Below are 12,499 nucleotides of genomic sequence, written 5' to 3'. Positions count from 1 at the left end.
TCTTCGCGCCCAACCCTTCCCGGCCGTTTGTCATGCCGAGAAAAGCCACAAACTATTTGCAATTCTTCCAACCTGCGCTATCCCCTTGAGACAAGCCATAGGTCAGCGAGGCGCGACACCGTCATGGATTCGATCCTCTATTCCACCGCAGACAATCCGGTGCCGGAAAACCGCACCGAGGGGTTCTTCGAAAGTTTCGACGGGCGCAAGCTGCGCTACGCCGTCTTCCGCTGCGAGCAGCCGGTTGCGACTGGAACGGTGGTCCTGCTGCAGGGCCGCAACGAATTCATGGAAAAGTATTTCGAGACGATCCGCGACCTCACAGCCAGGGGCCTCTGGGTTGCGACCTTCGATCTGCGTGGGCAAGGCGGATCGGAACGATTGCTGAAAGATCCCTTGCGCGGCCACATCCGGCACTTTTCCGACTACGAGCGCGACCTGAACGCCTTCCTCGACAAGATCGTCCTGCCGGATACGCGCCTGCCCTTCTTTCTCCTCGCCCATTCCACGGGGGCATTGATCGCCTTGTCGGCCGCGCCGCGGCTCGCAACCCGCATCGAGCGCATGGTGCTGTCGGCGCCCTTCATCGGCCTGACCGGTCACGGCGCCTCGCCGGGCTTGATCCGCTTCATCTCCGGTACGGTCAGCGGCATCGGCCTTGGCCGGATGCAATTCAGCAAGAAGTTCAAGGAAAAACCCTTCGCCGACAATCCGTTGACGACGGACGAACAGCGCTACCGGCGCAATATCGGCATCGGCACCACCTACCCGCAGCTTTGTCTGGGTCCGCCGACGGCGCGCTGGCTGTCGCAGGCCTTGCGGGCAATCGAACGGGTCAACATGCCCGAGCATCTGTTTTCGATTCAGATCCCGACCGTCCTGATCGCGCCCACGCGGGACGGCGTCGTGCCCTATGCCGATCAGGAGCGGCTGTCGCGCTATTTCCGCGCTGCACAGTTGGTACCGGTTCACGGCGCCAAGCATGAAATCCTGCAAGAGCGGGATGTCTATCGCAATCAGGCGCTTGCGGCCATCCACGCCTTCATTCCCGGCAGCGATGCAGAAACCAATGCCTACGAGATCGAAGCGGAAGCTTGATTTTCAGCGGGACAGGATGGCCAAGGCTTGCTCATAAACCGCGCGACTGCCGGCTGCGATGATCGTTCCGCCCATTTCCGGCCGACCGCCATCCCAAGTGGTCATGATGCCGCCGGCCTGCGCGACGACCGGAATGATGCCGCCGACGTCGTAGGGTTTCAGCGAATTTTCGATGACGAGATCGATATGGCCAGCGGCAAGCAGCGCATAGGCATAACAATCGCAGCCATAGCGAAAGAGCCGGACCTGGCTCTCGATCTCGCGATACTTGGCAAGCTCCTCACCTACGAAGAGATGCGGCGAGGTGGTGAAGAGAATTGCATTCGAGAGACTGCCGCAATCACGGACCTGCAGTCGTCTCTCGCCGTCCGGGCCGGAATAGGTGGCGCCATTGCCGTCGGCAAAATAGCGCTCGCCGGTGAAGGGCTGGTCGATCAGGCCCATGATGGCGCGACCGTTCTTCTGCAGGCCGATCAGCGTTCCCCAGACGGGCACGCCCGAGATGAAGGCGCGCGTGCCGTCGATCGGATCGATCACCCAGACATGCTCGCGATCAAGCCCGACGCTACCGTGTTCTTCGCCGAGGATACCGTGATCGGGAAACTCGGCCTCGATCAGTGCGCGAATCGCTTCCTCGGCAGCCCGATCCCCTTCCGTCACCGGATCGAAGCCCTTGGCTTCCTTGTTGACCACGTCGATACCGGCACGAAAGCGCGGCAGGGTTTCAGCCTTGGCCGCTTCGGCCAGACGATGGAAGAACGAGCGATCGGGGAGCATGGTCAATCCGGGTAAGTGACGGGATGGCGATGTCATATCGCATATAGGCCGTGAAGCAAACCGGATGATGACGCCGTGGGCGCAATGCCTGAAGATCGGGCAGAATTCTCGACTTTGCCTAAATATTTTGCACCGCAATAAAATGCTTGACATTTGTGCAGTGCAGTAGCAACATCCATCTGCAGTCTTTTGACTGTAAATACCCTCCTTGGGTGTTTCCTCCCTAGACTTAGCCGCGCCAAAAGCGCGGTTCTTTTTTTGTTGAGGCTATTTGCTTCATGGGATGGAACGGCGGGCGCGGGGTGATCTCACCCTCCTGAGCCTGTCGAAGGAGGCAGGCCAGACAGCCCCTACTCCGCCGCCAGCGCCGGATCGCCCGTATAAGACTCCACGTGCTCGGCCATGCGCTTCATGAACAGCGTAATGGCGGCGGCGACCTTGTCGAAATCCGGGCGTTTCTCCAGCGTCGTTTCATCGACATAGAGCGAACGATTAACTTCGATCTGCAGGGCATGCAGCCCGCGGGAGGGACGGCCGTAATGCTCGGTGATGAAGCCGCCGGCATAGGGCTTGTTGCGCACGGCGTTGAAGCCGAGTTCTTCGAGGATCTGCATGGCGGCGCGCGAGAGCTCGGCCGACGCGCTGGTGCCGTAGCGATCACCGAGAATGAAATCCGGCCGCACGTTGCTCCCGGCGATACGGATATTGCCCGGCATGGAATGACAATCGACCAGCACGCCGAAACCGAATTTGACATGGGTGCGCGCGATCAGGCGGCGCAGCGTGGCATGATAGGGCTTGTAGATGGTATCGATTCGCTTCAACGCATCCTCGACCGGGACGCGGCGCGCATAGATCTCCATGTTTTCGGCAACGATTCGCGGAATGGTGCCGAGACCGCCGGCGACCCGCAGCGAATTGATATTCGCAAAAGACGGCAACGCGCCGTCGAACATGCGCGGATCGAGCTCATAGGGCTCGCGATTCACATCGATGTAGGCGCGTGGGAAATTGGCAAGCAGCAGCGGCGCACCAAGAGAGCTCGCCGCCGAGAAAAGCTCGTCAACGTAATGATCTTCCGAGCGGCGGATGGCGATGCCCTGAAGACGGGACTGGGCGATGAAATCGGGAGGATAGACGCGACCGCTGTGAGGCGAGCTATAGACAAACGGTATCGTCTGGGAGATGGGCTCCAATACCTCGAAAATCTCGAAACTACGCATTTCCGCGGACATAAACGTCTTTACCATGTCAACAACTTGTCGCAGTAGTCATGTTGCCAGTTGCATGATCGCAAGTCCATAGTAACTTGACCGAAATGGCCTTAATCCAAAGTGCCGTAATCGAAATCTCCGGATGACCGGTCGGCGAAAACGCAAGGCGTTTTCGTAGAATGCACCTATGCTTCGAACAAATGCCGGAATGGCGCGTTTTGGCTGACCATTCACGGCTTGTTTACGGCGCGGCGCTACCCTAAACGCTGGACGAGTCCAACAAGACAAGATTGATTAGCGATAGAGATGATGACCCAGAAGATACTTCTTGCCGAAGACGACAACGACATGCGTCGCTTCCTTGTGAAGGCGCTCGAGAAAGCCGGCTACAAGGTCTTGTCCTTTGACAATGGAGCAAGCGCTTACGACCGGTTGCGCGAAGAACCTTTTTCGCTGCTTTTGACCGATATCGTCATGCCGGAGATGGACGGCATCGAGCTGGCCCGCCGTGCCACCGAGCTCGATCCCGACCTCAAGGTGATGTTCATCACCGGTTTTGCTGCCGTCGCATTGAACCCTGATTCGAAGGCGCCGAAGGACGCAAAGGTTCTTTCCAAGCCTTTCCACCTTCGCGAGCTGGTCGACGAAGTCAACAAACTCCTTGCCGCGTAAGGCTTCCGGCGGCCGCGTCACAAAACCGAAAAAAGCCTATTGACGGCAACCAAGGTTTTGTGATCTATGCGCCGCCATCGGATGGGCGTGTAGCTCAGCGGGAGAGCACTACGTTGACATCGTAGGGGTCACAGGTTCAATCCCTGTCACGCCCACCATCCTAATTCGCTGAAAAGCAAGGCCTTTCGAGAAATCGAAAGGCCTTTTTAGTTTCATACCGATCCGCAGAACTCCAGCTTTTGCTTTGACCCAGACTGGTCCTAGAGGTCCGCCGAACGCCGGAACGAGTTGACGTCCGTCAGCGATCCAGAAAATGCCGGAACACAGCCGTCGTCGGATAGGCGTAGACGCCGCGATCGACGAAGCCCTGACGGTAGAGGCAATCCCGCAAGGCCAGCCAATAGAGCGTACTGTTTGCATCCGGCGACCCGCGCCGCCAGGAATAGGCTTCGGGCTCGCAACGATTGAGAGCCCTGTCGTATCTTGCCAGCACCACCGGATCGCTGTCGACGCGGATACCCTGGTAGGTCTGATAATTCGAAGGCGCCTCACCTGCAGAGACGCATGCCAGGCTCAAAATCGCTCCCAGCGCTAACATCATTCTCATGTGCTTCGATCTCCAACTTGCCGCGTCTCGAAAATTCGAGCGCAAGTCGAGAATAATCGCCTTTTTGAAGATAGCCAATCACATGCTGATGTTCGTTGCGATCGCGAGTTGAACGCAGCCTGCGACACAAGTTCCCGCCACAAGCCGCTTGACTTCCGGCCGCGGCGTCATCCTACTGTCATATCAACGCATCGATCATACGGGAGGACGAGATGACGGTGATGAAGCGGCAGTTCTACAAGAACCACAAGCCCAACGGCGACGAATACATGTTCCACCTCGCGCGCGATACCGAAAGCGGCGAGGTCTTCGTCATCCGCCAGGCCGACTATATGGTCGATGGCGGCAACGAAACAAACATGACCCTCTATGAATTCCTGGCTGGCGGCGGCAACCGGCAGAATGCCCTGCTGCAGCTGATCGGCTCGCTCGTCCCGGAATCGGCGCAACATTAAGGCGTGCCGCGCAAAGGCCGCAGGCGGCTTTGCGACAACGACCTATACGATGGCAGATCCCTGAAGCGGTCGGAGAAAATCCGAACGATGGTGGCATGCTTTGGGTTTGCATCCCCGCTTCGGGTTGACTGCCACATTTGGATCGGCGAATCTGCGCGGGCTTGAAAGGAGCCTCTCTTATGCGATTCGCAGGCATTGTTTTTGGTTTGACGGCGCTCGTCGCTACATCGGCTACTGCCGTGGAAAATTTTCCGGCGCAGGGCGTAACTGTCGTAAGCGGCAAGTGCTCCAAGCTCGTGGTCGGTAAACTCGATGCCTCCAAAGGCTGCAAAGCGGAGCTTGCCAGTGTCACCGGCCCGGATGGATCTGTGGCATTCGTTTTCACATCCGGCGGCAAGATGCTGGGATTCGAGGGTAACGGCCGGGGGATCAAATCCGGCAGTCAGAAAGGCACCGCGCAATTGCCTGTCGACGTTATTTCGACCGGCCAGGGCGACAAGGTATCCAACAAAATCGAAGCAAAGGGCACCTGCATTTTCGCAAACCCCTATGCGGGAAAGCCGATCGCCATCGAATGCACGGCTAAATCGCCCCAGATGAGTTTCAACGCCAGCTTCATGTCCGACGGCAAAACGCCTCGACATAAATAGGCGCAATTCCTGGAAGAACCGTCTGCGCGACTAATGCGGCGCGCCCGGATTCTTCTTCTGACTGCGACTACCGCCGGCCGGTGCTTCACGCGACAGATCGGCGCCATTGACATGGGCAGGAACATGCACATCCTCATGCGTCACGGGATGCAGCGTCAGATCCACCTGATGCGGCGGCAAGACCTGGGCCTGGCGTAGCCTATTCGGCCGCGCTCTTTTCTGACGTTCCGTTAGTTCTGGCTTCTGCGTTTGCGACTTGTGGTGAATGGGTGCTGAGCTCATCGGAGCTTCTCCTCTCGGTCGCTGTTGTCGGGTAGTGATCCGCACTGAGGCATTCGGGCGGCGGGCGGCATAAGAGTGCCTGAAGGGCAAACGCAGCCTTGTCTGTTTGGTTCCTCGAATTCTGAGTTATCGAGGGCAGAGGCTGTCGCCGGCATTTCAACTCTTGACCTGCGTCGCAACTTCACTAACTATGAGCTATCTCCGCGCCTTCCTGACATCGGCGACGGATTGAACTTTGGTGCCGGGCCCCTCTGGCGAGAGTTTTCACGGCGCTCTCGCGATGTCGGTACCGCCTGCAGATGAGCCGGCGGACTTCTTTTCATGATCAGTTTGACCATGCCTGACCCGCATGCCGTCTTCGGTATGCGGCTATGCGCGCAATCCGGGCACACCCCCTCCTTTTGCAGCGAGGCTCGCCCATGAGCTCGCCCACCGCCTCAAAATCCGTGCTCGGCTATTTCGGCTGGGCCTTTGCCGTCACCGCCGGCGGCCTTGGCCTTGGCGCCCTGCTGGGCTGGAACACCACCGGTACCTTCGGCGGCCTTGCCACGGCCTTCTTCATCTGCGCGGTCCTGGCCGTGCTCGAAATTTCACTTTCCTTCGACAATGCCATCGTCAATGCCAACAAGCTGAAGGAGATGACGCCGGTCTGGCAGCATCGCTTCCTGACATGGGGCATCATCATCGCCGTCTTCGGCATGCGCATCGTCTTTCCGCTGGCGATCGTCGCCATCGCCGCGTGGATCGATCCGTGGGAAGCACTGAAGCTCGCCGCCGCCAAACCGGAACAATATGCTCAGATCATGCAGGCCGCGCATCTGCCGATTGCCGCCTTTGGCGGCACCTTCCTGATGATGGTCGGCCTGACCTACTTCTTCAATCATGAAAAGGACGTGCACTGGATCGGCTTCATCGAGAAGCGGATGGCGCATTTCGCCACCGTCAAGGGCGTCGAAATCGCCTTCGTGCTGGTCCTTGTTCTCATCTTCACCTCCATACTCGACGGTGATGACGCCACGACCTTCCTGCACGCCTCGATCTATGGTCTGCTGACCTTTCTGCTCGTCGAGGTTCTCGCCGGCTTCCTGGATGCCTCGCAACGGACGATGAGCGCTGCGGCAAAAGGCGGCTTCGGCGCTTTCCTCTACCTCGAAATCCTCGATGCCAGCTTCTCCTTCGATGGCGTCATCGGCGCCTTCGCCCTTACCCAGAACCTGTTCATCATCGCCATCGGCCTCGGCATCGGCGCCATGTATGTTCGCTCCATGACGATCATGCTGGTGGAAAAGGGGACGCTCGCCCACTACCGCTACCTCGAACATGGTGCCTTCTACGCCATCCTGATCCTTTCGGTGATCATGTATGTGCAGACGCTGACCCATATTCCGGAAGTCATCACCGGCCTTGGCGGCGCGGCCCTGATCGGCATCTCGCTTTTGTCGTCGATCCGCTACAACAGGCGCAATGGCCTCAACCATGCGCCGGCGCACGATGAACAGCACGACAGGGCGGAAGCTTGAGTGTGAAGCGTTGAAATCGCCGCTCACAAGCGAGCGTTGGACTTGATCTACAGCGGAAGCAGTCTTTCGACGGCTTCCGCTTTTTCATGCAAGATATTGCATGTGGCAAACTTTCACTGGATCTTCTGGACTAAAGTCGCCGAATGTTTACGATCTCGACGTATTAGCGCTGGCGCTTTAAGAAAAAATATCGCAATGGCGATGGAAATTGTCGGAGGAGCATGGCGAACGCACAATGGTTGTGCATCGTCAAAACGGCTTCGAGTGAGATGGCCAGGAGAGGCAAGCATGGCGGCAAAAATCGTTCCGGTGATCATGGCGGGAGGCAAGGGCACGAGGCTGTGGCCGCTATCGCGCTCTTCCGCGCCGAAACAGTTCATCCAGTTCATCGGCGACAGGACGCTGTTTCAGAATACCCTGGAACGCGTGGCGGATGCCGAGCTTTACGAGGCGCCGATCGTCCTGACCAATGAGGAGTTCCGCTTCCTCGTTGCGGAACAGGCCCGCGAGCTTGACCAGAAGCTGTCAGCCATATTGCTGGAGCCCGTGGCCCGCAACACCGCCGCCGCCGTTGCCGCCGCCGCAGTACTCGTCACCGAGCGCTTCGGCAAGGACGCAATCATGCACGTCCTCGGCTCAGACTACGAGATCGACGCCAATACGACCTATTACGATTGCGTACGTCTGGCACGCGACACGGCGCTGCAGGGCAAGCTCGTCACCTTTGGCATCAAGCCGACGGAGCCCGCCACCGGCTACGGCTATATCGAAAGCGGCAAGGCGCTGCCATCGGGCGCTCACGCCGTGAAGCGTTTCGTCGAGAAGCCTGCCCTGGAAAAAGCCCAGGAGATGGTGGCAAGCGGCCATTTCTACTGGAACTCCGGCATGTTCATGTTCTCGGCCTCCCAGCTTGTCGCCGAGATGAAGGAGTTTGCGCCCGATGTCGAAAAGGCTGCCAGCAAGGCCGTCTCCAAATCGACGCGCGATCTCGATTTCACCCGCCTCGACGCCGACACCTTCTCCAAGAGCCCGGATATCTCCATCGACTATGCGCTGATGGAAAAGACGGCCAATGCAGCCGTCGTTCCCTCGCCCTTTACCTGGTCCGATCTCGGCAGCTGGGATGCGGTCTGGAAAGTCGGCAAACGTGACGAAAGCGGCAATGTTTCCGCCGGCGCCACGACGCTCGTCAACACGAAGAATTCGCTCGTCATGAGCCACAGCCTGCACGTCGCGGTACAGGGGCTTGAGGACGTTGCCGTCATCGCCAGCGAGGACGCCGTCTATGTCGGTCATATCAAGGACAGCCAGGAAGTCGGCAAGCTCGTCAAGCTCTTGGCAAGCGACAAGAAGACCGCCAAGCTCACCGAGACGCATCCGACATCCTATCGCCCCTGGGGCGGCTATACCTCGGTGCTGAACGGCGAGCGCTTCCAGGTCAAACGCATCTTCGTACTACCGGGCAAGAAGCTGTCGCTGCAGAAGCATCACCATCGCTCCGAGCACTGGATCGTCGTCAAGGGCACCGCCGAAGTGACGGTCGGCGAAAACGTGCAGATGCTGCGCGAAAACGAATCGACCTATATCCCGCTCGGCGAAGTGCATCGCCTGGCCAACCCGGGCAAGATCCTGCTGGAGCTGATCGAAGTGCAGACCGGCTCCTATCTCGGCGAAGACGATATCATTCGCCTCGTCGACGAGTTCGGCAGAAGCTGATTGCAAGCAACCAGATCAAGATTTCAAAAACGGCGGGCAAATGCTCGCCGTTTTGTTTTGGCGTTACACGGCGGGACTTTCTCAAGCGCCGAGATGTCTTGCATTCTTTCGCTGCATTGCACACACTATCCGAGGGAACAGCAACCGCCGCACAATGATGCGGGCTAGGCAAAGAGACATATGGCGATCAAGGCGAGCATTTATCATCTCACCCATTACAAATACGACAATCCGATCCGCCTCGGCCCCCAGATCATCCGCCTGAAACCCGCCTCGCATTCCAAGACCCGCGTGCTCAGCCACGCGCTGAAGGTCACGCCGTCAAATCATTTCGTGAACCTGCAACAGGACCCTTACGGCAATTATCTCGCCCGTTTCGTCTTTCCCGATCCGGTGACCGAGTTGAAGATCGAGGTCGATCTCGTTGCCGACATGACGGTCTATAATCCTTTCGACTTCTTCGTCGAAGAGGAGGCGACCAGATGGCCTTTCGACTATCCCGAGACGATCCGCGAGGATCTGTCCATCTATATGAAACCGGAAGAGCCCGGCCCCCGGCTGAAAACCTTCCTTGCCACGCTCGACCGTTCGGAACAAAAGACGGTCGACATGATCGTCGGCCTCAATGCAAGGCTGCAGAAGGAGATCGGCTACGTCATCCGCCTGGAGACCGGCGTGCAGACGCCGGAGGAGACACTGGAGAGGGCAAGGGGCTCGTGCCGCGACACGAGCTGGCTGCTCGTTCAGGTGCTGCGCCATCTCGGCCTCGCCGCGCGCTTCGTCTCCGGCTATCTCATCCAGCTTACCCCGGACCTGAAAGCGCTCGACGGTCCTTCCGGCACCGAAGTCGATTTCACCGACCTGCACGCCTGGGCCGAAGTCTATCTTCCCGGCGCCGGCTGGGTCGGCCTCGACCCGACCTCCGGGCTGCTCACCGGCGAGAGCCATATTCCGCTCGCCGCAACGCCGCATTACCGCAACGCCGCTCCGATCTCGGGCGGTTATTTCGGGGAAGCCAATACCGAATTCGATTTCGACATGAAGGTGGTGCGCGTCGCCGAGCATCCACGCATTACCAAACCTTTCTCCGACGAAAGCTGGGATGCGCTGAATGCGCTCGGCAGCGAGGTCGACCGCATTCTCAAGGAAGATGACGTGCGCCTCACGATGGGCGGCGAGCCGACCTTCGTCTCGATCGACGATTTTCAGTCGGAAGAATGGAACACCGCCGCGGTCGGCCCGACCAAGCGCGACAGAGCCGATCAGCTGATCCGCCGCCTGCGCGAACGCTTCGCGCCCGGCGGTTTCCTGCACTATGGCCAGGGGAAATGGTATCCAGGCGAAAGCCTGCCGCGCTGGACCTTCTCGCTTTACTGGCGCAAGGACGGCCGACCGATCTGGCAAAACCCGGCCTTGATCGCAGAAGAGACAGCAAGCACCGGCGTAGGCGCAGACGATGCCGGCAAGCTTCTCAATGCGATCGCCAGGGAATTGGCCGTCGAGCCGGAGATGGTGCAGCCGGCCTACGAGGACCCGGCGGAGTGGATCGTCAAGGAAGGCAGCCTGCCTGAAAACGTCGATCCCTCCAATTCGAAACTGAAGGACCCCGAGGAACGCAGCCGCATTGCCCGCGTTTTCGAGCGGGGGCTGACGACGCCGACCGGCTATATTCTGCCGGTACAGGCATGGAATGCCCGTGCCGGTGGCACGCGCTGGGTCAGTGAAAAGTGGCGCACGCGCCGAGGCAAGATTTTCCTTGTGCCGGGCGATTCGCCGGTCGGCTACCGTCTGCCCCTCGGCACGTTGCCCTATGTGCCGCCGTCGCATTATCCCTATATCCATACAGCCGATCCCTCCATCCCGCGTGCGCCCTTGCCCGATGTCATCGTGCCGGCCGGTCGCGTCATGCCGGAGGCCTCGTTCCACGCTGACGAGAGTTCGCAATCGCGCATCGAGCAGACGCTCGGTGAGATTGGCGGGGCGGTGCGCACGGCGATCTCCGTCGAACCGCGCGATGGCCGGCTTTGCGTGTTCATGCCGCCTGTCGAACGGATCGAGCATTATCTCGAATTGCTGGCCGCCGCAGAGAATGCAGCCGCCAATCTCGGGCTGCCGGTCCATATCGAAGGCTATTCGCCGCCGCAGGATGAGCGCATCAACGTCATCCGCGTCGCGCCCGATCCCGGTGTGATCGAGGTTAACGTCCATCCCGCATCGAACTGGCAGGACTGCGTCGACATCACCACGGCGGTTTACGAAGAGGCGCGGCAGACGCGCCTCGGCACCGACAAGTTCCTGATCGACGGCCGCCACACCGGCACCGGCGGCGGCAATCATGTCGTCGTTGGCGGCGCCAATCCGAACGACAGCCCGTTCCTGCGCCGTCCGGATCTTTTGAAGAGCCTGGTGCTGCATTGGCAGCGCCATCCTTCCCTCTCCTATCTTTTTTCCGGCCTGTTCATCGGCCCGACCAGTCAGGCACCGCGCATCGACGAAGCACGCCACGACAGCCTCTACGAGCTGGAAATTGCGATCGCCCAGGTGCCCGCACCCGGCCACGGCATTCCACCCCTGCCCTGGCTTGTCGACCGCCTGTTTCGCAACCTTCTGACCGATTCCAGCGGCAACACCCACCGCTCTGAAATCTGCATCGACAAGCTGTTTTCGCCGGACGGCCCGACGGGACGCCTTGGCCTCGTCGAATTCCGCGGCTTCGAAATGCCGCCTAACGCCCGTATGAGCCTTGCTCAGCAATTGCTGGTGCGCGCGCTCATCGCCCGCTTCTGGCGCAATCCGATCGACGGCAAATTCGTGCGCTGGGGCACGACGCTGCATGATCGCTTCATGCTGCCGCACTATGTCTGGCAGGATTTCCTCGATGTGCTCTTCGATCTCCGCGAAAACGGCTTTGATCTGCGCTCCGAATGGTTCCAGGCGCAGCTGGAGTTCCGCTTTCCCTTTTGCGGCGAGGTCGAATACGAAGGCAGCAAGCTGGAACTGCGCCAGGCGCTGGAGCCATGGCATGTGCTGGGCGAGGAAGGCGCGGTCGGCGGCACCGTGCGTTATGTCGATTCATCGGTGGAGCGCCTGCAGGTTCGGTTCGAGACTGCTAACCTCTCCCGCTACACCGTGACCTGCAACGGCCGTCCCGTGCCGCTGACGCCGACGGGAATGGCGGGTGTTTCGGTCGCCGGCGTGCGCTACAAGGCATGGCACCCGGCCTCGGGCCTGCATCCCGTGCTGCCCATCGACACGCCGCTGACCTTCGATATCTACGATACCTGGTCGCAGCGTTCGATCGGCGGCTGCATCTACCATGTTGCCCATCCGGGTGGCCGAAATTATGACACCTTCCCCGTTAATGGCAACGAGGCGGAAGCGCGACGTCTTGCGCGCTTCGAGCCTTGGGGGCATACAGCGGGTGGCTACACCTTGAGACCGGAGACCCCATCGGTGGAATTCCCGCTGACGCTCGATCTCAGGCGGCCGGCAGGAATTTGAGACGGAA

General features: G+C 59.6%; 11 protein-coding genes and 1 tRNA gene. 8 read left to right on the top strand and 4 right to left on the bottom strand.

The genetic code is table 11. The annotated features are described in order from the left end of the window. Nucleotides 1-123 precede the first annotated feature (123 nt). Nucleotides 124-1,098, top strand: a complete 975-nt coding sequence (locus ACIQWP_RS05055; protein WP_402783109.1) for an alpha/beta fold hydrolase — start codon at nucleotides 124-126, stop codon at nucleotides 1,096-1,098. A 3-nt stretch (nucleotides 1,099-1,101) separates the two neighbouring features. Here ACIQWP_RS05055 and hisN read toward each other — a convergent pair whose 3' ends face one another. Both hisN and ACIQWP_RS05045 read right to left on the bottom strand, forming a co-directional pair. Then, on the bottom strand, nucleotides 1,102-1,875 hold the full coding sequence (gene hisN, locus ACIQWP_RS05050; RefSeq protein WP_402783107.1) for a histidinol-phosphatase: 774 nt from the start codon (nucleotides 1,873-1,875) through the stop codon (nucleotides 1,102-1,104). Between the two features lie 350 nt (nucleotides 1,876-2,225). Beyond that, nucleotides 2,226-3,125 carry an N-formylglutamate amidohydrolase gene (locus tag ACIQWP_RS05045; protein WP_402783105.1) on the bottom strand — a complete coding sequence of 300 codons (900 nt, stop codon included), beginning with the start codon at nucleotides 3,123-3,125 and terminating at the stop codon, nucleotides 2,226-2,228. Nucleotides 3,126-3,398: 273 nt separating this feature from the next. Here ACIQWP_RS05045 and cpdR1 point away from each other — a divergent pair, with 273 nt between their 5' ends. Both cpdR1 and ACIQWP_RS05035 read left to right on the top strand, forming a co-directional pair. Continuing rightward, nucleotides 3,399-3,761 (top strand): response regulator CpdR1, encoded by a 363-nt coding sequence (gene cpdR1, locus ACIQWP_RS05040; RefSeq protein WP_004117561.1) that lies wholly within the window; start codon nucleotides 3,399-3,401, stop codon nucleotides 3,759-3,761. A gap of 83 nt (nucleotides 3,762-3,844) precedes the next feature. After that, nucleotides 3,845-3,919: transfer RNA gene (locus ACIQWP_RS05035), tRNA-Val, on the top strand. Between the two features lie 140 nt (nucleotides 3,920-4,059). Here the strand turns inward: ACIQWP_RS05035 and ACIQWP_RS05030 are convergent. Continuing rightward, nucleotides 4,060-4,368, bottom strand: coding sequence for a hypothetical protein (locus ACIQWP_RS05030; protein WP_402783103.1), 309 nt, complete (start codon nucleotides 4,366-4,368; stop codon nucleotides 4,060-4,062). A 212-nt stretch (nucleotides 4,369-4,580) separates the two neighbouring features. On the opposite strand from ACIQWP_RS05030, the gene ACIQWP_RS05025 reads away from it, so the two are divergent. Both ACIQWP_RS05025 and ACIQWP_RS05020 read left to right on the top strand, forming a co-directional pair. Continuing rightward, nucleotides 4,581-4,823, top strand: a complete 243-nt coding sequence (locus ACIQWP_RS05025) for a hypothetical protein (RefSeq protein WP_402783101.1) — start codon at nucleotides 4,581-4,583, stop codon at nucleotides 4,821-4,823. 179 nt (nucleotides 4,824-5,002) lie between these two features. Beyond that, nucleotides 5,003-5,473 (top strand): hypothetical protein, encoded by a 471-nt coding sequence (locus ACIQWP_RS05020; protein WP_402783099.1) that lies wholly within the window; start codon nucleotides 5,003-5,005, stop codon nucleotides 5,471-5,473. A 30-nt stretch (nucleotides 5,474-5,503) separates the two neighbouring features. Here ACIQWP_RS05020 and ACIQWP_RS05015 read toward each other — a convergent pair whose 3' ends face one another. Beyond that, nucleotides 5,504-5,755, bottom strand: coding sequence for a hypothetical protein (locus tag ACIQWP_RS05015; protein WP_402783097.1), 252 nt, complete (start codon nucleotides 5,753-5,755; stop codon nucleotides 5,504-5,506). A 419-nt stretch (nucleotides 5,756-6,174) separates the two neighbouring features. Between ACIQWP_RS05015 and ACIQWP_RS05010 the strand changes: the two genes are divergently transcribed. The 3 genes from ACIQWP_RS05010 to ACIQWP_RS05000 all read left to right on the top strand — a co-directional run bounded on the left by ACIQWP_RS05010 (nucleotide 6,175) and on the right by ACIQWP_RS05000 (nucleotide 12,492). Continuing rightward, nucleotides 6,175-7,275, top strand: a complete 1,101-nt coding sequence (locus ACIQWP_RS05010) for a DUF475 domain-containing protein (protein WP_402783095.1) — start codon at nucleotides 6,175-6,177, stop codon at nucleotides 7,273-7,275. Nucleotides 7,276-7,563: 288 nt separating this feature from the next. Beyond that, nucleotides 7,564-8,991 carry a mannose-1-phosphate guanylyltransferase/mannose-6-phosphate isomerase gene (locus tag ACIQWP_RS05005; RefSeq protein WP_402783093.1) on the top strand — a complete coding sequence of 476 codons (1,428 nt, stop codon included), beginning with the start codon at nucleotides 7,564-7,566 and terminating at the stop codon, nucleotides 8,989-8,991. 180 nt (nucleotides 8,992-9,171) lie between these two features. Beyond that, on the top strand, nucleotides 9,172-12,492 hold the full coding sequence (locus ACIQWP_RS05000) for a DUF2126 domain-containing protein (RefSeq protein ID WP_402783091.1): 3,321 nt from the start codon (nucleotides 9,172-9,174) through the stop codon (nucleotides 12,490-12,492). The last annotated feature ends 7 nt before the right edge of the window (nucleotides 12,493-12,499 follow it).

This window comes from Rhizobium sp. NPDC090279 (genome assembly GCF_044769665.1).
Taxonomy (GTDB): domain Bacteria; phylum Pseudomonadota; class Alphaproteobacteria; order Rhizobiales; family Rhizobiaceae; genus Rhizobium.
Note: the sequence above shows the minus strand (reverse complement) of the source record. Positions and strands in the feature narration are given on the sequence as shown.

What these genes read in the sequence shown, in the direction of transcription:
- ACIQWP_RS05055 (WP_402783109.1), top strand. Translation starts at nt 124, where the DNA reads ATGGATTCGATCCTCTATTCCACCGCAGACAATCCGGTGCCGGAAAAC.
- hisN (WP_402783107.1), bottom strand. Translation starts at nt 1,875, where the DNA reads ATGCTCCCCGATCGCTCGTTCTTCCATCGTCTGGCCGAAGCGGCCAAG.
- ACIQWP_RS05045 (WP_402783105.1), bottom strand. Translation starts at nt 3,125, where the DNA reads ATGGTAAAGACGTTTATGTCCGCGGAAATGCGTAGTTTCGAGATTTTC.
- cpdR1 (WP_004117561.1), top strand. Translation starts at nt 3,399, where the DNA reads ATGACCCAGAAGATACTTCTTGCCGAAGACGACAACGACATGCGTCGC.
- ACIQWP_RS05030 (WP_402783103.1), bottom strand. Translation starts at nt 4,368, where the DNA reads ATGAGAATGATGTTAGCGCTGGGAGCGATTTTGAGCCTGGCATGCGTC.
- ACIQWP_RS05025 (WP_402783101.1), top strand. Translation starts at nt 4,581, where the DNA reads ATGACGGTGATGAAGCGGCAGTTCTACAAGAACCACAAGCCCAACGGC.
- ACIQWP_RS05020 (WP_402783099.1), top strand. Translation starts at nt 5,003, where the DNA reads ATGCGATTCGCAGGCATTGTTTTTGGTTTGACGGCGCTCGTCGCTACA.
- ACIQWP_RS05015 (WP_402783097.1), bottom strand. Translation starts at nt 5,755, where the DNA reads ATGAGCTCAGCACCCATTCACCACAAGTCGCAAACGCAGAAGCCAGAA.
- ACIQWP_RS05010 (WP_402783095.1), top strand. Translation starts at nt 6,175, where the DNA reads ATGAGCTCGCCCACCGCCTCAAAATCCGTGCTCGGCTATTTCGGCTGG.
- ACIQWP_RS05005 (WP_402783093.1), top strand. Translation starts at nt 7,564, where the DNA reads ATGGCGGCAAAAATCGTTCCGGTGATCATGGCGGGAGGCAAGGGCACG.
- ACIQWP_RS05000 (WP_402783091.1), top strand. Translation starts at nt 9,172, where the DNA reads ATGGCGATCAAGGCGAGCATTTATCATCTCACCCATTACAAATACGAC.